Here is an 18,892-nt window from a genome sequence, read left to right as displayed (position 1 = left end):
TCGGTCACCTCGTGCACCTCGTCCCGGGCCACGAGGACCACGAGGACGCGCTCGTCGGCCATCCGGCGCACCGCGGACCGGATCGCGCGCAGGCTCTCCACGTCGGCCCAGTGGGCGTCGTCCACGACCACCAGCAGCGGGGCGCGCTCCTGGCGGGCCGCCCATCGCCGGTGCAGCAGCCTGCCCGTCTCCAGTACCGACCGCGGGGCGTCGTCGTCGGCGCGCAGCAGTTGCCGTGCGACGCCCAGCGGCAGGTCCGTCTCCCAGGAGACGCCCGCGACGCGCAGGACCGCGCGGGCCTCCCGTGACCCCAGCACGTGATCGACCAGGGCCGTCTTGCCGATGCCCGCCGCGCCCTCGACCAGCACGACCGAGGGCCTGCCGGTGCGGGCGGCGTCGACCGTACGGGTCAGCGCGGCACACTCGCCGACCCGCCCGATCAGACGTCGCTGCCGTTCAGGGCGGTCATCCATGGACCGGCACGCTAACACCGCGATCCGCCCTCACCCCAGGTCCCCGCCGGCGACGGGCAGCACGGTGCCGGTGATGTAGGAGGCCTCGTCGGAGGCGAGGAAGCAGATCGCCGCGGCCTGCTCGTCGAGGGTGCCGTACCGCTTCATCAGGGAGGACGCGACCGTCTGGTCGATGTGCGCCCGGAACCACTCCTCCTCCCGTTCGGTGCGCCGGGGCGGTGTGCCGCGGGGGATACGGCGCGGGGGCGCGTCGGTGCCGCCGGGGGCGGTGGCGACCACCCGGACGCCGGCGTCCGCGTACTCCAGGGCGAGGGAGGCGGTGAGCGCGTTGACCCCGCCCTTGGCCGCCGAGTACGGGATGCGGTGGATGCCGCGGGTGGCGGCGGAGGAGACGTTGACGATGGTGCCGCCGCCCTGCTCGACCATGGCGGGGAGCACCGCGCGGCAGCACCACAGCGTCGGGAGCAGGGAGCGGGTCACCTCCGCCTGGATCTCCTCGGCGGTGAACTCGGTGAACGGTTTGAACTGGATCGCTCCGCCCACGGTGTTGACCAGGACGTCCACGCCGCCGAGGACGGCGAGTGCCCGGCCGAGGGCGTCCTCGGCCCCCGGGTACGCCTCCAGGTCGGCCGTCACCGCCTCGGCCTTCAGCTCGGCGGCGGCCTCCCGCACCAGGTCGGAGCGGTCGACCAGGACCAGTTCGGCGGACTCGGCGGCCAGCCGGCGGGCCACGGCCAGTCCGATGCCCTGTGCCGCGCCGGTGACCACGGCCCGCTTCCCGGCGAACCGGCCGGGGTGCGCGCTCACGCCGCCTCCGCGGTCGCGCGCACGGTGGCCGGGGTGAACTTCTCGTAGTGGAAGCTCGCCGGGGTCACCCCGAGGGCGGTGATGTGGCCGCGTACCGCCTCGACCATGGCGGGCGGCCCGCACAGGTAGACGTCGACGTCACCGCCGTGCAGGGTCGAGGAGTCGATCAGGCCGGTGACGAAGCCCTTGTTGCGGGCGGTGCTGGCGGCGTCGGCGACGCAGTGGTCGAAGGTGAAGCCGGGGATGACCTCCGCGTAGTCCTCCAGGGTGTCCAGGTGGACGAGGTCCTGGTCGGTGGTGACCCCGTAGAGCAGGTGGACGGGGTGCGCGGGTGGCTGCTGCGCCAGCTGCTCCAGCATCGACAGCAGCGGCGCGAGGCCCGTGCCGCCCGCGAGCAGCAGCGCGGGCCGGACGGTCTCGCGGAGGTAGAAGCTGCCCATCGGGCCGGTGAACTCGACCCGGTCGCCGGCCCGGACCCGCTCCGTGAGGTAGCCGGACATCGCGCCGCCCGGGACCGTGCGGACCAGGAACGACAGCTGCTTCTGGGCCGGTCCGGAGCTGAAGGAGTACGAGCGGGCCTGGTCGGTGCCGGGCACGGCGATGTTGACGTACTGGCCGGGGAGGAAGGCCAGTGCGTCGCGGCCGTCCACGTCGAGCGCGAACTCGACGGTGGTGGCCGAGTGCTGCTTGACGGCGGCGACGGTGGCGGTGTGCGTGGCCGGGCCGGTCTTCGCGGCGGCCGACGTGGAGGGGATGCGCAGCACGAGGTCGGACCGCGGCGTCATCTGGCAGGGCAGGCAGTGGCCTGCCGCTGCCTCGTCGTCGGTCAGTGCCTCGTCGATGTAGTCGCCGCCGTCGTAACCACCGGACTCGCACAGCGACTTGCAGGTGCCGCAGGCACCGTCGCGGCAGTCGAGGGGGATGTTGATGCGGGCCTTGTAGGAGGCTTCGGCGACGGTCTCGTCCGGGCGGCACTCGATGAACCGGGTGATGCCGTCCTCGAAGTTCAGGGCGACCTGGAAGGACATGCTGCTCCTCGTTTCAGGTTGCGGGGCGGGCGGCCGGAGCCGCGTTCGCTGGTGGGGGTCCGGAGCCGTGCTCACAGGCTGTGGGGCCGGAGCCGCGTTCACAGGTGGTAGATGTCGACCACGTGGTGCACGCAGTCGTTCTTGAGGACGACCTTCTTCCGGGTGATCAGCGGCTCGGGCCCGGAGACGTCGAGCGTGTAGAACGACGTGCCGAAGTACGTGTCGGTGTGCTGGTAGCGGTAGTAGAGGGTGAACCAGTTGAACCGCACCTCCACCCGGTCGCCGTCCGTGCCGGTGATCTCCACGTTGGTGATGTTGTGGCCGGTGCGCGGCTCGGGCAGGCTGGTGGCGCTGGAGCGGTCGGTGCGGATGCGGAAGACGCGGTCCTCCAGGCCGGCCCGGCTCGGGTAGTAGATCAGCGAGATCTCGCGCTGCGGGTCGGTGGTGAGCGTGTCGTCGTCGGCCCAGGCCGGCATCCAGAACTCGGCGTCCGGGTGGTAGCACTCCAGCCACTTCTCGAACTCGCGGTCGTCGAGGTGGCGGGCCTCGCGGTGGAGGAACCGGCGGACGCCTTCGAGGGTGATCGACTCGGTCGCCGTGGTCACTTCGCCACCTCCAGGGCCTTGCGCAGGGTCTCGACCCAGTAGCCGTGCTGGATGGGGTAGAGCCCCTCGTCCTCGGTGCGGACACCGCTGGCGAGCGGGCGGATGCCGATGCGTTCGGCGTCCTCGTCGGGGCCGTCGACGCGGTGCGCCGCGCCGCGGCTGAAGTCGTTCCACGGGGCGGCGCCGGCCCGGTACGTCTTCTGGCAGGAGCGGAACTCCTCCAGGTCGTCCGGGGTGGCCATGCCGGTGGCGTTGAAGAAGTCCTCGTACTGCCGGATGCGCCGGGCGCGCGCCTCGGGTGCCTCTCCCTTGGGAGCGATGCAGTAGATGGTGACCTCGGTCCTGTCCACGGAGATCGGCCGGAAGTGCCGGATCTGCGAGCTGAACTGGTCCATCAGGTACACGTTCGGGTACAGGCACAGGTTGCGGGAGACGCCGATCATCCAGTCGGCGCGCTCCGGTCCGACCCGCTCGGCCAGCTCGTCGCGCCGGTCGTACAGGGGCCGGTTGGCGGGGTCGAGCCAGTGCGTCCAGAGCAGCAGGTGGCCGTGGTCGAAGGAGTAGTAGCCGCCCTTCTGCTTGGCCCAGCCGCCCGCGTCCATGGTCTTCGTGTCGTTCTTCGACTCGCCGGAGGTGCGGCGGGCCTGGGTGGCGGCGTAGTTCCAGTGCGTGGCGGAGACGTGGTAGCCGTCGGCGCCGTTCTCCGCCTGGAGCTTCCAGTTGCCGTCGTAGGTGTACGTGGAGGAGCCGCGCAGCACCTCCAGGCCCTCCGGGGACTGGTCGACGATCATGTCGATGACGGCCGCGGCGTCCCCCAGGTGTTCGGTGAGCGGCTTGACGTCCGGGTTCAGACTGCCGAACAGGAAGCCGCGGTAGTTCTCGAAGCGGGCGACCCTGGTCAGGTCGTGCGAGCCGTCCTTGTTGAACTGCTCGGGGTAGCCGGCCTCCCGCGGGTCCTTGACCTTCAGCAGCCGGCCGCTGTTGCTGAACGTCCAGCCGTGGAAGGGACAGGTGAACGTGGTGCGGTTGTCGGTCTTGCGGCGGCACAGCATGGCACCGCGGTGGCTGCACGCGTTGACCAGGCAGTGCAGCTCGCCGTGCTTGTCACGGGAGACGACCACGGGCTGACGGCCGATGTACGTGGTGAAGTAGTCCCCGACCTTCGGGATCTGGCTCTCGTGCGCCAGATAGACCCAGTTGCCCTCGAAGATGTGCCGCATCTCCAGCTCGAAGAGCTCCTCGTCGGTGAACACGCTGCGCCGTACCCGGTACACACCGTTGTCGGGGTCCTCCTCGAGAGCGTTCTCGAGGAGGGTCCGCGCACGGCTGAGGTCCTCCGTCATGGTCCGTCCCTCCGCTGCTTCGTGGCCCGCCGGCCGGTGACTCCGGTCGGCAACGGCGTGTGACGGCCGCTTTGCAGCACCATGGCAGCGCGGTGAAGAGTCGGCCCCAGGCATTTCCCCAGGGTTGACCCAGGGGGGTATTGATATCCCAGTCGTCTCAATATCCTGGAATCAGGTATTTGTGCGGTATGGGAAAGGCTCTCTACTCTGGGGCTACCCGAAGCCCCCGGGAACGGAAAGGGGCGACTGGGTGGAACTCAGGCATCTCCGGTATTTCGTGGCCGTCGCCGAGACCCGGCATTTCGGAAAGGCCGCGGAGCGGCTGCACATGGCCCAGCCCCCGCTCTCCCAGGCGATCCGTCGCCTGGAGACGGAACTGGGTGTGGAGCTGTTCACCCGGACCACCCGGCAGGTCGCGCTGACCGGCGCCGGCGAAGTGTTCCGTATCGACGCGGAGCGCGTCCTCGCGGCCGTCGACGAGGCGGTCGCCCGGGTGGCGCGGTTCGCCTCGGGTGCCGAGGGCGTCCTGCGGATCGGCCTGACCGGTTCCGCCTCGTACCGACAACTACCCGCTCTCGCACGGCTGATGAAGCGCGAGATGCCCCAAGTGATGCTGGAGGTGCACACCGAGATGCTCACGCCCGCACAGGAAGTGGGGTTGATCGAGCGCCGCCTCGACATCGGCGTCCTGCGGCCCCCGGTCCGCCAGGAAGGCATCGAACACCGCGCCATCGCCACCGAGCCCCTGGTCCTCGCCGTGCCCGAACAGCACTGGCTCGCCGAGGCCGACACCGTCCGCGTCGAGCAACTGCGGCACGAGGACTTCGTCCTGTACGGAGCCGGCCTCGGCTCCGTCGTCAACGACGCCGTCGTCCGCACCTGCCTGGCCGCCGGTTTCTATCCGCACCGCGCCTACGAGGTCACCGAGACCTCTGCCGCGCTGGCACTGGTCGCCGCGGGCCTCGGCATCGCGATGCTGCCCGACTCGATCCGCTCCGCGCCCCGCGAGGGCGTGCTGTGCAAGGAGATCGAGGACGCGCTGAGCGTCCGGCTCGACCTCGCGTGGCGCCGGGACGACACCTCGCCGCTGCTGCGGAACCTGCTCGGTGTGCTGGAGCGGAACCACGTGTTCCTCGAAGGACTCGAAGGAGTGGCATGAAGATCGTCCGGGTGGAGGCCATTCCCTTCGCCATTCCGTACACGAAGCCCCTGCGCTTCGCCAGCGGTGAGGTGCACACCGCCGACCACGTCCTGGTCCGGGTGCACACCGACGGGGGTCTGGTCGGCACCGCCGAGGCGCCGCCGCGCCCGTACACCTACGGCGAGACGCAGGAGTCGATCGTCGCGGTGATCCGCCGGATCTTCGAGCCGCAGCTCCTCGGACTGACACCGCTGGAGCGGGAGGCGGTCCACGAACGCCTCGACCGCACCGTCGGCAACCCGACCGCCAAGGCCGCCATCGACATGGCGCTGTGGGACATCGTCGGCCAGGTGGCCGGACTGCCGGTGTCCGGACTGCTCGGCGGCTACACCGACCGCATGCGGGTCAGCCACATGGTGGGCTTCGCGCCCGCCGCCGAGATGGTCGCCGAGGCCGAACGGATCCGCGACACCCACGGCATCACCACCTTCAAGGTGAAGGTCGGCCGCCGGCCCTATACCGACGACGTGGCGGCCTGCCGGGCCCTGCGCGAGGCACTCGGCCCGGACGTCGAGCTCTACATCGACGGCAACCGGGGCTGGACCGCGCAGGAGGCCGCCCGTGTCCTGCGCGAGACCGCCGACCTCGGGCTGACCTTCGCCGAGGAACTGTGCCCCGCCGACGACGTACTCGCCCGGCGCTGGCTGGTCGCCCGGAGCCCGGTGCTGTTCATCGCCGACGAGAGCGCCACCAGCGCCGCGGAGGTGACCCGCGAGGTCCTCGGCGGCTCGGCGACGGCCATCAGCGTCAAGACCGCCCGCACCGGCTTCACCGCCTCCCAGCGCGTCCTGCACCAGTGCGAGGGGCTGGGCGTGCCGGTGGTGATGGGAAATCAGATCGACGGCCAGATCGGCACGTTGTGCTCGGTCGCCTTCGGCGCCGCGCACCGCTCCGCCTGCCGCCACGCCGGCGAGCTGTCCAACTTCCTCGACATGAGCGACGACCTGCTCACCGAACCGCTGAGCATCGAGAACGGCACCCTGCGCGTGCGTGAGGGCGCCGGACTCGGCATCGAGATCGACGCCGACAAGCTGAACCGCTACCGCCAGGACCACTGAGACACGATTGCGAGGGACGGAAACCATGACCGAAAGCATCACCGAGCAGCAGGCCACCGCAGCCGGCTCCGGAGCCGCCGCCACCGAACAGTTCCGCACCCGGGTGAGCGCCGGCGACGTCCACACCGACACCGCGCGCGTGGACATGCTCGCCACCGAACTGCTCAACGCCGCCCATGACATCATCCGCCGCCACAAGGTGACGTACGACGAGTACAACGCCCTCAAGGCGTGGATGATCCAGGTCGGCGAGGACGGCGAGTGGCCGCTCTTCCTGGACGTGTGGGTGGAGCACGCCGTCGAGGAGGTCGCCAACGAGCACCGCGAGGGCAGCAAGGGCAGCATCGAGGGCCCGTACTACGTGGCCGACGCGCCGCGCCTGCCCGCGGAGGCCACCCTGCCCATGCGGGACGACGAGAAGGGCACCCCGCTGCTCTTCCAGGGCCAGGTCAGGTCCGTGGACGGTACCCCGCTCGCCGGCGCGACGGTGGAGATGTGGCACGCCGACGACGAGGGCTTCTACTCGCAGTTCGCGCCGGGTCTGCCCGAGTGGAACCTGCGCGGCACCGTCGTCGCCGATGACCGGGGCAACTTCAAGATTCACACCATGGAGCCCGCCCCGTACCAGATCCCCACCGACGGCTCCTGCGGCAAGCTCATCGCCGCCGCCGGCTGGCACGCCTGGCGCCCGGCACACCTCCACCTGAAGGTGTCGGCCGACGGCCACCAGCTCATCACGACCCAGCTGTACTTCAAGGGCGGCACCCATGTCGCCGACGACATCGCCACCGCCGTCAAGCCCGAGCTGGTCCTCGACCCCACCCCGGTGGAGGACGGCCCCGGCCGTGAGGTCACCTACGACTTCGTTCTCGACAGGGTGTGATCCACAGTGCTCTTCGCCGTACGCATGGACGTCGACATCCCGCGTGACCTCGACCCCGAGGTCCGCGGGGACCTGGTGGCCCGGGAGAAGGCGTACTGCCGGGACCTGCAGAAGTCGGGGGAGTGGGCGCACATCTGGCGGTGCGTCGGCCAGTACTCCAACCTCAGTGTCTTCGACGTCGCCGACAACGAGGCCCTGCACCGCATCCTGTGGAACCTCCCGCTCTTCCCCTTCATGACGATCGAGGTCACGCCACTGGCCCAGCACCCGTCCGACCTCGCCGCCGAGGACGTGGCCTGAGGGACAAGGCGGTGACCTCGGAGGCGGGGGAGGGGGCGCCGCCGGCGGTGGGCGGGTTCGGTCTGACTCGCGGAGCGTGAGCACTTTCCCGGAAAGTGCTCACGCTCCGCTCATCTGAGGCAAGTGAGACACTGATGCCCGAAGTGCTGACGATTCCGCGGTCGGCCCCCGACCGGCACTGCCGTCGTCAGCCGTCCTCGGGGCCGCACTCGAGCCTGGAGTAGACACACAGGGTGTAGGGCTCGTCCTCGTCGTAGGCGTAGTCCCAGGAGACGTCCACCAGGAACACGTTGTGCTCCCGCACCCACTTCTGGGCCTTGCCGAACGCCCCCGCGGCGGTCGTGGAGGGGAACGGCTTGCGCGCCATGGGGTGGACCCGGGTCTCGGCGTCCGAGTCGTCGAAGTCCTCGGGGACGTCCAGGCGGAGGGCGGGGTCGATTTCCACGGGCTGTGCCTTTCCCGTCGGTCGTCACCGGTCCGCGTCGCCCGAGGCGGGATCGTACCGGCCTCCGCGCACGACGCCCGGTAAGACCACCGCCCGCCCCGGAAGGGTTGCGTCCGCCGGCCACCGCACGGCGCGGGATGCGGTGGCGCGACACACCGAGGCCCAGAACCGGCGGCGAACAGGCCGTGCAGGGGTCACAGGATCGTGTCGGACCACTGGTCGAGGACGTCGTCGCCGGTCAGGGCGGTGTCGGGTTCGCTCGCCCCGCCGTCCAGGAGCTGCTCGGCCCAGATCACCTTGCCGGTGGGTGTGTACCGGGTGCCCCAGCGTTCGGCGTAGCGGGCGACGAGGAACAGGCCGCGTCCGCCCTCGTCCGTGGCCTTCGCCTGGCGCAGGTGGGGTGAGGTGCTGCTGCCGTCGGAGACCTCGCAGATCAGGCGGCGGTCCCGCAGCAGGCGGACGTGGATGGGGACGGTGCCGTGGCGGATGGCGTTGGTGACCAGTTCGCTGAGGATGAGCTCGGTCGTGAAGCCCGCGTCCGTCAGGTCCCATGCCGCCAGCTGCCGGGTGACGTGGGCGCGGATGCCGGCCACGGCCGCGGCTTCGGGGGGCACGTCCCAGTCGGCGACCCGCTCGGGGGCGAGCATTCGGGTGCGAGCGACCAACAGGGCGATGTCGTCGTTCCCGCCGTTCGGCAGGAGGGCGTCGAGCACCGCGTCGCAGGTCTGCTCGGGAGTCCGGTCGGGGTGGGACAGTGCGCCGCGCAGGATCTCCAGGCCGACGTCGATGTCCCGGTCGCGGCTCTCGATGAGCCCGTCGGTGTAGAGGACGAGCCGGCTTCCCTCGGGCACCTCGAGTTCCGCGGTCTCGAAGAGCAGGTCGCCCAGGCCCAGCAGCGGACCGGCGGGCACGTCGGGGAAGGTCACGGTGCCGTCCGGACGGACGAGGGCGGGCGGCGGGTGGCCTGCCCGGCCATGGTGCACCTGCCGGAGGCAGGATCGTAGACGACGTACAGGCAGGTGGCCCCGATGATTCCCTCGTCTTCACCCTGGTCCGCCCGCTCCCGGTCGAGCCGGGCCACCAGGTCGTCCACCCGGGCCAGCAGTTCGTCCGGTGGGAGGTCGAGGGTGGCGAAGTTGTGCACCGCGGTGCGCAGCCGCCCCATGGTGGCCGCCGCGTGCAGACCGTGCCCCACCACGTCCCCGACCACCAGTGCCACCCGGGCGCCGGACAACTCGATCACGTCGAACCAGTCCCCGCCCACCCCGGCCTGAGCCGGCAGATAGCGGTGGGCCGCCTCCAGCGCGCTCAGGTCCGGCAGGTCACGGGGCAGCAGACTGCGTTGCAGGGTGACCGCCATCGCGTGCTCGCGGGTGTAGCGGCGGGCGTTGTCGAGCGCCACGGCGGCCCAGGCGGACAGCTCCTCGGCGAACAGCACATCGTTCTCGTCGTACGGCTCCGCTCGCTCCGAGCGCCAGAAGTCCACCGAGCCCAGCACCGTGCCGCGGGCCCGCAGGGGTACCGCGATCAGGGAATGCATACCGTGGCCCAGGAACTCCTCCGCGCGGTCGGGGGCCAGCGTCCGCCATCCCTCGGCGGCGCTCAGATCCGCCTCCAGCACCGCCCGGCCGCTCTTCACGCACCGTGCCTGTGGTGTGGCGTCGGGGAAGCGAACGGTTTCGCCCACCGCCATCAGCGGCAGGCCGGTGTGGACGGTGCTCACGCCGGTCCGCCGCATTACGGTGCTCCGCCCGGTCGGCTCCTCGCCGCGCAGCACCTCCTCGGCCAGGTCGACGGTGACCAGGTCGGCGAAGCGCGGAACCGCCACCCCGGCCAGTTCGTGCGCGGTGCGCTCCACGTCCAGGGAGGAGCCGATCCGTGCCCCTGCCTCGTAGAGAAGGCTCAGGCGCTCCCGTGAGGCCTCGGCGCGACCGGACAGAGCCCGCAACTCCGTGGTGTCCCTGAGCGTCACGACGCTCCCGGCACTCCCGTCGTCGGGCACGGTGCGTCGCTTGTTGACCGCCAGCAACCGGTCGGCCGAGAGGAGCACCTCGTCGGTGGCCGTCCGCTCCGAGGTCACCAGTTCGACGATGGCCGGGCTCAGACCCAGGTCGGTGATCTCCCGCCGCTCCGCGTCCGGCGGCAGATCCAGCAGCCGCCGCGCCTCGTCGTTGGCCAGCACCAGCTGCCCGTCACCCCCTACGATCAGCACCCCCTCCCGCACCGCGTGCAGCACCGCGTCGTGGTGGTCGTACATCCGTGTCATCTCCACCGGACCGAGACCGTGGGTCTGGCGCAGCAGCCGTCGGCTCACCAGAGCGGTGCCGCCCGCGCAGAGGACCAAGGCCCCGCCCGCGGTCCCCAGGATCACCGGAAACTGCTGGGCCGCCATGCCCGCCACCTTCTGGACCGTGATCCCGACTCCCACCGAGCCGACCATCGTCCCATCGGGTTCGGTGACAGGGGCGTACGCGACCACCGAGCGCCCCTTGGCCGTCTCGATGGTCTTCGTCCGGGGGAGGTCGGCGGCTTGAGCGGGCCGGTTACGGCCTTCCCGATCTGAGAGGGGTCGGGGTGCGTGTAGCGGACCCCGTCCCTCGAGTACACGACGATGAGATCCACGTCGGTCGCCCGCTGGATCCGCTCGGAGAGCGGCTGCAGGACCCTGCTGGGGTCGGGGCCGGTCATCGCCGTCACCGTCTGCGGGGAGGCCGCGAACGTCGTGGCGACGGCCAGGGACCGCGACTGGGCCTCGTGGGCGCTGTCACGCCGGGCCTGGAACACGAGTGCGACCAGCGCGGCGGTGATGACCAGGGTCACGATCAGGACCTGAAGCACGAACACCTGACCGGCCACGCTGCGTACCCGGAGCAGGGACCGCAGTCGCCCGGAGGGCCGCACCGGCCAGGAACCCCCGCCGCGCCGGTCCCCCTGCCGGGCCGGCCGGCGGGCCGATCCCGCGTGTGCGGCCCGGCCCCCGGAGGGGCGGGGTGATATGGGGGAGAGCGACGGGAATGTGTGGTCACTGCATCGTTCGCCTCCTCGGCAGTGGTGCTCCGGTTGTCCGTGACCAACCGTCCGCCGGACGGCCACCCGACGAGGGACGACTGGCGGTGTGGGGCCTCCGCGGCGTCGCGTCCGGCGAGCGGACACCGGGACCATCGCACCGGATTTTCTTCGCATTCCTCGCGAACGAGTCAACGGTACCCGCTCGGCCCCGGTCCGGTTCGGTCGAGCGCGGCCCTCCCGAGCCCACCGCCGAACCCGGAACCGTGAACCCGGACCCGGACCCGGCTGTGCGAACCGGCCGGTGCGGAACCGCTGCGCGCGGAGGGCACAGCGCGCCACAATGCGGCTCAGGAGCGACACCACCGCAGGGGGAAGCCATGGCCGGCCATCGAAAGTTCCAGACAGCGGTCAGAGTCGAGAAGTTGCGTGTCTGGTGCGCCTGGGCGTCCGGCGGGTTCGTCATGCTGGCCGCCGCCCTCGCCACCCAGGACATCCGCATCGTCGGCGTCGTCACCCAGATCCTGCTCGTCGGCGGCGGCATCGCGTTCACCCTCACCGCCGTGCGGATGACCGACCGGCTCAACCGCAAGGCCGAGGCGGCCCGCCGGAACGTCCTCGGAGACCTCTGACGCAGGGAGGGAACGGGTGCGGCCCCCGTGGCGGGGCGGCGTTCAGCCGGCGACCGGGCCCATGAGGCTCCGCCCGATACCCCGGGCCGCCACCTGCAGGGCGCTGACCAGCCGCGCCCGGTCGCGCGTGAGGCTGGGGGCGACGATGCCGAGCGCCGCCACCACCGCGCCGTCCGACCGGATCGGCACGGCCACCGTGCAGGCGCCCAGGCTCATCTCCTCCACCGTCGTGGCGTAGTCGTCCTCGTGCACCTTCTTGAGCTGGCCACGCAGCAGACCCGGCCGGCTCACCGTGTAGGGGGTGATCCGGGGGAGGTCGGCGAGCACCTCGTCCTGAACGTCGGCCGGGGCGTGCGCGAGCAGCACCTTGCCGACCCCTGTCGCGTGCAGCGGCAGACGGGAGCCGATCGCGCTGACCACCGGCACCGAGGCGTGTCCGGAGAGCCGGTCGACGTACAGCGCCCGCAGGCCGTCGCGCACCGCGAGGTGCACGGTGGCCAGGGTCGCGCCGTAGAGGTCGTGGAGGTACGGGGAAGCGGTCTGCTGCAGCCCGGTGTGCACAGGCGCGAGCAGGCCGATGTCCCACAGCCGGCGCCCGACGACGTACTCCCCCGATGCGGTACGGCTCAGCGCGCCCCACGCGACGAGCTCGCCGACCAGCCGGTGCGCGGTCGGGACCGGGAGGTCGGCGCGGTTGGCGAGCTCGGTGAGGCTGAGCCGCCGATGCCGCCCGTCGAAGGCTCCCAGGATCGCCAGCGCGCGGCTGGTCACGGAACGTCCGGACCTCGCGGAGTTGCCTGCCATGCCCGGCATCCTTCCGCCGGGCGAAAACAGAGGCAAGCCCGGCTCCCTGGCACCGGCTCCCTGGCACCGGCTCCACGGCAGTGGCCTCCGCGTGGCAGGAAGAGTGGGGTATCCGTCGTTGCAGCCATCAGGTGCCCCGCGGAAGATGAATGCCATGACGAGGAGATCGGTGCTGGTGGTCGTCTTCGACGACGTGCAGAGTCTCGATGTGACCGGCCCCATGGAGGTGTTCACGGGGGCAGGGCGCCACAGCGGGGACCCGTACGAGATCCGCACCGCCTCGCTCGACGGCGCTCCGGTCCGTACCTCGAGCGGTCTCACCGTCGTCCCGGACTGCGCACTGGGCGAGGCCGAAGCGCCGCACACCCTGCTCGTCCCGGGTGGCAACGGCATCCGCCACCCCGCTCCCCGGCTGATCGACTGGCTCCGGGAGCACGCCTGGAGTGCCGAGCGCATCGTCTCCGTGTGCACGGGCTCGCTCCTGCTGGCGGCGGCCGGGCTGCTCGAAGGCCGCCGCGCCACCTCGCACTGGCTGGCGCTCGACGGCCTCGCCGCGTTCGGTGCCGAACCGACCGGCGAACGCGTCGTCATCGACGGCAAGTTCATCACCGCGGCCGGCGTCTCCTCCGGAATCGACATGGCCCTCACCCTGGTCGGCAGGGTCGCCGGCGACGAACACGCGCAGGCCGTCCAACTGGGGACCGAGTACGACCCCCAGCCGCCCTACGACGCGGGCTCCCCCGGAAGGCCCCCGCGGCACTCGTCGACGAGCTCCGCGCCAGAAGCCGCTTCATCCTCCGGTAACCCCGCCCGGCGGGCGGCTCCACGAAACCGAGTGGGCGCCGCCGCTCGCGGACCGGAGAGGGAGCGGCCCGCCAACTCCTCGACGCGGCGCAGCCGGTGGCGGACGGTGTGGGGGTGGACGAACAGGTGTGGGGCCGCGTCCTTGGCGGAGCCGGAGGTGGCGAACCAGTGCTCCGGGGCTTCCGGGTGGCGGGCACGCTCCGCGGCCGGGAGGTCGGGCAGGGCCGCAGCACCACCTCCACCAAGTGGGCCGCCTCCGCCGTTGCGGCGGCGACGACCATGGCCACGGAGCACAGGCCACGCCCGACGAACTGCGGGAGTTCGTCAAGGACCGGGTAGCGGCGTACAGGCACCCGCGCGAGGTGTGGCTCACGGACACCCCGCCGACCGGCCCCAGCGGCAAGATCCTCAAGAGGGAGATCACCGCACCGGCGGGATGAGCCCCGCCGGACGTCCCGGAGCGGAAACCCTCTCCCGGCCGCGGGTGCCTCAGCCGCGGGCACAGTCCTCGATCACCGAGGCGACCTGCTCGGTCGCGGCCGAGACGCGGTGCGCGCGCCGGGCCAGTACCAGTTCGACGGACTCGGGATCGGCGAGCGGTACGTAGGTCACGCCCTCGAGGCTCAGGCTCTGCACCGACTGCGGCACGAGGGCCACGCCGTGGCCGGCCGCGACGAGGACGACCAGGGTGGCCGTCTCGCCCACCTCGAGGAGCGGGTCGGGCCGGAAGCCGGCCCGTCGGCAGGCGGACAGGACCCGGTCGTACATCGAGGACCGGGACTGCGAGGGGTGGATGACGAACGGCTCGCCGGCCAGGGCCTCCAGCGGGATGCTCGGGCGTCCCGCCAGCTCGTGGTGGGACGGCAGTACGGCCACCAGCGGTTCGGACCGCAACGGCGTGATGCGCATGTTCTCCTCCGACGCCGCGCCCCGTAGGACTGCGAGGTCGAACACGCCCGAGAGCAGGCCCTCGACGAGCCGGGGGGTGAGGAGCTCACCCCGCAGGTCCAGGGTGACTCCGGGCAGCTTCAGCCGTACGGTGCGGGCGACCCTCGGCAGGACGTCGTAGGTGGCCGTGCCGATGAAGCCGACGGAGACCCGGCCCGCGTGACCGGTGGCCAGCTCCCGCATGTGGGTCCGCGCGCGTTCCTCCTCCGTGACGAGGGCGCGTGCGTAGTCGGTGAGGTGGCGGCCGGCCTCGGTCGGTTCGACGCGCCGGGTGGACCGGTTGAACAGCGAGACGCCCAGTTCCCGCTCCAACTGCTTGATCTGCTGGGAGAGAGCCGGCTGCGCCACGTGCAGGCGGGCGGCCGCGCGCCCGAAGTGGCACTCCTCGGCCAGGGCGAGGAAGGAGCGGAGCTGACGGAGTTCCATGAGCCTATTTTATAAGACCGACTTATGAATCGATGCGGACTAGGTCTTGGACATGATGAAGCGGGCGCTCGTACCGTGGAGGCGTGAGCGACAGTTACCTTTACGCAGCAGCAAGAACGCCCTTCGGGAAGTTCTCGGGCGCCCTCGCCGAGGTCCGGCCCGACGACCTCGCCGCGGTGGCTGTCACCGGGGCCCTGGCCAAGACCCCCGCGCTCGACCCGGCGGAGATCGGCGACGTCGTCTGGGGGAACGCCAACGGCGCCGGCGAGGACAACCGCAACGTCGGCAGGATGGCCGTCCTGCTCGCGGGACTGCCCACCTCGGTCCCCGCCACGACCGTCAACCGGCTGTGCGGCTCCTCCCTGGACGCAGCCATCATCGCCTCCCGCGCCATCGAGACCGGTGACGTGGACATCGTGCTCACCGGCGGCGTCGAGTCGATGACCAGGGCGCCCTGGGTCCTGCCCAAGCCCTCGCGCGCGTTCCCCGCCGGGGACGCGACCGCCGTGTCCACCACGCTCGGCTGGCGACTGGTCAACCAGCGCATGCCGAAGGAGTGGACCGTCTCCCTGGGCGAGGCGAACGAGCAGCTGGGCGACCGCTTCACCATCGCCCGCGAGCGACAGGACGAGTTCGCCGCCCGCTCCCACAACCTCGCCGACGAGGCCTGGAACGCGGGCTTCTACGACGACCTGGTGGTGCCCGTCGTCGCGGACCGCAAGGGCACGACCGTCACCCGGGACGAGGGGATCCGCCCCGGTTCGACCGTCGAGAAGCTCGCCGGGCTCAAGCCCGTCTTCCGCCCCGACGGCGTCATCACCGCCGGCAACGCCTCCCCGCTGAGCGACGGCGCCTCCGCGGTCCTGCTCGGTTCGGGCGAGGCCGCCGCACGCATCGGCACCGACCCCCTCGCCCGCGTCGCCGGCCGGGGCGTGTCCGCGCTGGACCCGCAGCTGTTCGGATACGCCCCCGTGGAGGCGGCGAACCGGGCGCTGAAGAGCGCCGGGATCACCTGGTCCGACGTCGCCGCCGTCGAGCTCAACGAGGCCTTCGCCGTCCAGTCGCTGGCCTGCGTGGACGCCTGGGGCGTCGATCCGGAGATCGTCAACGCCAAGGGCGGCGCGATCGCGCTCGGCCACCCCCTGGGTGCCTCCGGCGGCAGGCTCCTGGGCACCCTGGCGCACCGGCTCCGGGAGTCGGGGCAGCGCTGGGGCGTCGCCGCCATCTGCATCGGAGTCGGCCAGGCGCTCGCCGTGGTCCTGGAGAACGTCTCGGGAGGCAACCGATGAACACACAGCTGTGCGACCACGCGGACGAGGCGGTGGCCGGGATCGAGGACGGCTCGACCGTACTCGTCGGAGGGTTCGGAATGGCCGGCATGCCGGTCGACCTGATCGACGCCCTCATACGCCAGGGCGCCAAGGACCTCACCGTCGTGTCCAACAACGCCGGCAACGGCGACACCGGACTGGCCGCGCTGCTGGCCAAGGGGCGGGTCCGCAAGGTGATCTGCTCCTTCCCGCGCCAGGCGGACTCCTGGGTGTTCGACGGCCTCTACCGGTCGGGCCGGATCGAACTGGAGGTGGTCCCCCAGGGCAACCTCGCGGAACGGATGAGGGCGGCCGGGGCCGGCATCGGCGCCTTCTTCTGCCCCACCGGAGTCGGCACGCTCCTCACGGAGGGCAAGGAGACCCGCGAGATCGACGGCCGCACCTACGTGCTGGAGTACCCGATCAGGGGTGACGTCGCGCTGATCGGCGCCCACCGCGCCAACCGCATGGGCAACCTCGTCTACCGCAAGACCGCCCGCAACTTCGGTCCGGTCATGGCCACCGCCGCGACCACGGTGATCGCGCAGGTCCGCGAGATCGTCGAGACCGGCGAGATCGATCCCGAAACCGTCGTGACCCCCGGCATCTACGTCGACCGCGTGGTCAAGGAGGCAGTCACCGCATGAACGCGACCAGCCGAGCGATGAACGACCGAGGTCCGCTGAACGGCCGGGGTCCGCTGAGCAAGAACGACATGGCCGCCCTCGTGGCGCGCGACATCCCCCAGGGTGCCTTCGTCAACCTGGGCATCGGGCAGCCGACCCTCGTCGCCGACCACCTGCCCGCCGACTCCGGGGTGGTCCTCCACACCGAGAACGGCATGCTCAACATGGGGCCCGCGGCGAAGGAGGGCCAGGTCGACCCCGACCTGACGAACGCGGGCAAGGTCCCGGTGACCGAACTGCCGGGAGCCGCCTACTTCCACCACGCCGACTCGTTCGCGATGATGCGCGGCGGCCACCTGGACATCTGCGTCATGGGTGCGTTCCAGGTCTCGGCCACCGGTGACCTGGCCAACTGGCACACGGGAGCACCCGACGCCATCCCCGCCGTCGGCGGGGCCATGGACCTGGCGATCGGCGCCAAGAAGGTGTTCGTGATGATGACGCTCTTCACGAAGACCGGCGCCCCCAAGCTGGTGCCCGAGTGCACCTACCCGCTCACCGGGCTGCGCTGCGTCGACCGCGTCTACACGGACCAGGCGGTGTTCGACGTCACCCCCCAGGGCCTCAGGGTCACCCAGACCTTCGGCACCACGCTGGACGAACTCGCCGCCCGCCTCGACGTACCCCTGCTCGCCCCCGAGGCGTGAGACACGGGCCGACCGCACACCGACGGCCTGCCCGACCGCGCACCGACGGCCTGCCCGCACCTCGCGGGCAGGCCGTCGCACGCTCTGACGCATGCTCGGAGAAGAACGTCAGCGGCCGCCTCCGGCGCGACGGGACCGGGCGATCAGGGCCGTGCCCCCGGCCATCGCGAGGACCGCCGCACCGCCGAGGACCGCGGCCTGCTCACCCGCGCCGGCCTCGGCGAGACGGGGGTGCGAGCCGTGCGCGGCCTGCAGGATCAGGTCGGTGACGTCGTCCGGGTCGGTCTCCAGTACGGCGTGCGGGGCGTCGACCTCGACGGTGGTCGAGCCCGCCCGCTCGGCCATGAAGCGCAGGTTCTCGGTACCGATCGTGCGGTCGTCGGTGGCGACGAGGTACCAGGAGGGGATCGTCCTCCACGCGACCGCCGTGGTCGGTTCGCTGCCGGTGGCGACGGCCACCGGCCGCTGCGAGGCGGCGAGCACGTCGGCCCGGCTCGCCTCGAGACGGTCGCTCAGAAAGACGTCGCTGAACTTGTCCGGCTTGAGGTAGAGATCGACGTCGGTGGGGCCGCTGCCGAACGGAACGGCGTCCAGGGCGGTGGGCACGGGCGCCTCGGGGTCCTCCGTCACACGGCTGCCGGGGTACTTGGCCGTCAACTGCAGGGTGGTCTCGCCCTGGTCCGGGGCGAACCCGGCGATGTAGACGAGGGACTTGACGTTCGGGTTGCCGGCCGCCGCGTTGGTGATGACGGCGCCGCCGTAGGAGTGGGCGGCGAGCACGATGGGACCCTCGATCGACTTCAGTCGGGCGGCGAGGTAGTCGGAGTCACCGGAGAGGCCGCGCAGCGGGTTCGCGGTGGCGACCACCGGATAGCCCTGGGCCTGGAGGCTCCGAACGACCTCGTCCCAGCCCGAGGCGTCCGCCCAGGCGCCGTGCACCAGCACGACGGTCGGCTTGGTGCCCTCACGGGGTTCCGCACCTCCGCCGCTCTCGGATGCCACGGACGGGCAGGCGGCCGTCAGGGCCGCGGCGGGAAGGAGGACGGCCAGGGGGAGTACCCGCCGAGCGGCGTGCCGTATGTGCTTCATGACCACTCTTTCTCGAGGGGACGACTGCACGACGACACTGCGTTCCACCGGCTGGTGCGGCACCATGAGCTGGTCCGGTCGAGTGAAAACCGAGCCGGCGTGTGTGAGCCCTTCCCGACGCGCATCCCGGCCCCGCGCCTCCCGGTCCGAGGTCACCGTGAACATGGGCCGGCGCCTCCCGGAGACACCGCCGAACCCCTCCCGGACACGCACCAGCGAGGGTCGAAAGGGTCCGCAAGAGACCTACGGGCCCTCTGACCCTCTGACTCCCTGCTTCTCCGTGCCGGACGGATGACGGGCGCTGACCTGTGCAGACGGCCTTTCGGCCGGTGCACGCTCCCACCTGTCGAGACACCGGAATGTCCGGAGAAGCCCCAGGGGACTTCTCCCGTCTGCG

Annotated in this window: 17 protein-coding genes and 4 pseudogenes; 10 read left to right on the top strand and 11 right to left on the bottom strand. The window is 71.4% G+C overall.

The window, feature by feature from the left end:
* Window positions 1–95 precede the first annotated feature (95 nt).
* The 5 genes and pseudogenes from WJ438_RS10335 to benA form a co-directional block, all read right to left on the bottom strand.
* A pseudogene (locus tag WJ438_RS10335) lies at window positions 96–473 on the bottom strand (ATP-binding protein); the annotation flags it as partial.
* Between the two features lie 30 nt (window positions 474–503).
* Window positions 504–1,280, bottom strand: a complete 777-nt coding sequence (gene benD / locus WJ438_RS10330) for a benzoate diol dehydrogenase BenD (protein WP_406724967.1) — start codon at window positions 1,278–1,280, stop codon at window positions 504–506.
* Window positions 1,277–2,308 carry a benzoate 1,2-dioxygenase electron transfer component BenC gene (benC, locus tag WJ438_RS10325; RefSeq protein ID WP_406724966.1) on the bottom strand — a complete coding sequence of 344 codons (1,032 nt, stop codon included), beginning with the start codon at window positions 2,306–2,308 and terminating at the stop codon, window positions 1,277–1,279. The genes benD and benC overlap by 4 nt, the downstream gene beginning before the upstream one ends.
* Window positions 2,309–2,406: 98 nt before the next feature.
* Entirely contained in the window at window positions 2,407–2,913 is a 507-nt protein-coding gene (gene benB, locus WJ438_RS10320) for a benzoate 1,2-dioxygenase small subunit (RefSeq protein WP_406724965.1), read from the bottom strand.
* Window positions 2,910–4,256 (bottom strand): benzoate 1,2-dioxygenase large subunit, encoded by a 1,347-nt coding sequence (gene benA / locus WJ438_RS10315; RefSeq protein WP_406724964.1) that lies wholly within the window; start codon window positions 4,254–4,256, stop codon window positions 2,910–2,912. The genes benB and benA overlap by 4 nt, the downstream gene beginning before the upstream one ends.
* A 250-nt stretch (window positions 4,257–4,506) precedes the next feature.
* Here benA and WJ438_RS10310 point away from each other — a divergent pair, with 250 nt between their 5' ends.
* Genes WJ438_RS10310 through catC form a run of 4 tightly spaced genes read left to right on the top strand, consistent with a single transcriptional unit; the run spans window position 4,507 to window position 7,698 of the window.
* On the top strand, window positions 4,507–5,415 hold the full coding sequence (locus WJ438_RS10310; protein WP_406724963.1) for a LysR substrate-binding domain-containing protein: 909 nt from the start codon (window positions 4,507–4,509) through the stop codon (window positions 5,413–5,415).
* Window positions 5,412–6,515: a mandelate racemase/muconate lactonizing enzyme family protein gene (locus tag WJ438_RS10305; RefSeq protein ID WP_406724962.1), complete on the top strand. Its 1,104-nt coding sequence runs from the start codon at window positions 5,412–5,414 to the stop codon at window positions 6,513–6,515. The genes WJ438_RS10310 and WJ438_RS10305 overlap by 4 nt, the downstream gene beginning before the upstream one ends.
* A 25-nt stretch (window positions 6,516–6,540) precedes the next feature.
* The gene (gene catA, locus WJ438_RS10300; protein WP_406724961.1) at window positions 6,541–7,398 is read left to right on the top strand and encodes a catechol 1,2-dioxygenase; all 858 of its coding nucleotides are present in this window, start codon (window positions 6,541–6,543) and stop codon (window positions 7,396–7,398) included.
* A 6-nt stretch (window positions 7,399–7,404) separates the two neighbouring features.
* Window positions 7,405–7,698, top strand: coding sequence for a muconolactone Delta-isomerase (gene catC, locus WJ438_RS10295; protein WP_406724960.1), 294 nt, complete (start codon window positions 7,405–7,407; stop codon window positions 7,696–7,698).
* A gap of 187 nt (window positions 7,699–7,885) precedes the next feature.
* Here catC and WJ438_RS10290 read toward each other — a convergent pair whose 3' ends face one another.
* Window positions 7,886–8,143, bottom strand: a complete 258-nt coding sequence (locus WJ438_RS10290; protein ID WP_406724959.1) for a hypothetical protein — start codon at window positions 8,141–8,143, stop codon at window positions 7,886–7,888.
* Between the two features lie 194 nt (window positions 8,144–8,337).
* A pseudogene (locus WJ438_RS10285) lies at window positions 8,338–11,044 on the bottom strand (SpoIIE family protein phosphatase).
* 485 nt (window positions 11,045–11,529) lie between these two features.
* Between WJ438_RS10285 and WJ438_RS10280 the strand changes: the two are divergent.
* Window positions 11,530–11,781: a hypothetical protein gene (locus WJ438_RS10280; RefSeq protein WP_406724958.1), complete on the top strand. Its 252-nt coding sequence runs from the start codon at window positions 11,530–11,532 to the stop codon at window positions 11,779–11,781.
* A 42-nt stretch (window positions 11,782–11,823) separates the two neighbouring features.
* Here the strand turns inward: WJ438_RS10280 and WJ438_RS10275 are convergent, their stop codons facing one another.
* A complete protein-coding gene (locus WJ438_RS10275) occupies window positions 11,824–12,585 on the bottom strand; it encodes an IclR family transcriptional regulator (RefSeq protein ID WP_406724957.1) in 762 nt (253 codons plus the stop codon).
* Between the two features lie 154 nt (window positions 12,586–12,739).
* Between WJ438_RS10275 and WJ438_RS10270 the strand changes: the two are divergent.
* Window positions 12,740–13,389: pseudogene (locus tag WJ438_RS10270) on the top strand (DJ-1/PfpI family protein).
* A gap of 99 nt (window positions 13,390–13,488) precedes the next feature.
* On the opposite strand, the pseudogene WJ438_RS10265 reads toward WJ438_RS10270, so the two are convergent.
* A pseudogene (locus WJ438_RS10265) lies at window positions 13,489–13,683 on the bottom strand (hypothetical protein); the annotation flags it as partial.
* Here WJ438_RS10265 and WJ438_RS10260 point away from each other — a divergent pair.
* Window positions 13,635–13,829, top strand: a complete 195-nt coding sequence (locus WJ438_RS10260; RefSeq protein ID WP_406724956.1) for a hypothetical protein — start codon at window positions 13,635–13,637, stop codon at window positions 13,827–13,829. The pseudogene WJ438_RS10265 and the gene WJ438_RS10260 overlap by 49 nt on opposite strands.
* A 49-nt stretch (window positions 13,830–13,878) precedes the next feature.
* On the opposite strand, the gene WJ438_RS10255 is transcribed toward WJ438_RS10260, so the two are convergent.
* Window positions 13,879–14,763: a LysR family transcriptional regulator gene (locus WJ438_RS10255; protein WP_406724955.1), complete on the bottom strand. Its 885-nt coding sequence runs from the start codon at window positions 14,761–14,763 to the stop codon at window positions 13,879–13,881.
* Window positions 14,764–14,846: 83 nt separating this feature from the next.
* Between WJ438_RS10255 and WJ438_RS10250 the strand changes: the two genes are divergently transcribed.
* From WJ438_RS10250 to WJ438_RS10240, 3 genes are read left to right on the top strand one after another with little or no spacing between them, the layout of a single operon-like run.
* Window positions 14,847–16,052, top strand: coding sequence for a thiolase family protein (locus WJ438_RS10250; RefSeq protein ID WP_406724954.1), 1,206 nt, complete (start codon window positions 14,847–14,849; stop codon window positions 16,050–16,052).
* Window positions 16,049–16,720, top strand: coding sequence for a 3-oxoacid CoA-transferase subunit A (locus WJ438_RS10245; protein ID WP_406724953.1), 672 nt, complete (start codon window positions 16,049–16,051; stop codon window positions 16,718–16,720). Before WJ438_RS10250 ends, WJ438_RS10245 begins: the two co-directional genes overlap by 4 nt.
* Complete coding sequence (locus tag WJ438_RS10240; RefSeq protein WP_406724952.1) at window positions 16,717–17,406, top strand: 3-oxoacid CoA-transferase subunit B; 690 nt, start codon at window positions 16,717–16,719, stop codon at window positions 17,404–17,406. Before WJ438_RS10245 ends, WJ438_RS10240 begins: the two co-directional genes overlap by 4 nt.
* Window positions 17,407–17,514: 108 nt before the next feature.
* Here WJ438_RS10240 and WJ438_RS10235 read toward each other — a convergent pair whose 3' ends face one another.
* Entirely contained in the window at window positions 17,515–18,495 is a 981-nt protein-coding gene (locus tag WJ438_RS10235; RefSeq protein ID WP_406724951.1) for an alpha/beta fold hydrolase, read from the bottom strand.
* Window positions 18,496–18,892 lie beyond the last annotated feature (397 nt).

It is taken from the genome of Streptomyces sp. GD-15H, assembly GCF_045291515.1.
Classification (GTDB): Bacteria; Actinomycetota; Actinomycetes; order Streptomycetales; family Streptomycetaceae; genus Streptomyces.
This window is presented reverse-complemented; position numbering and strand designations above follow the sequence as displayed.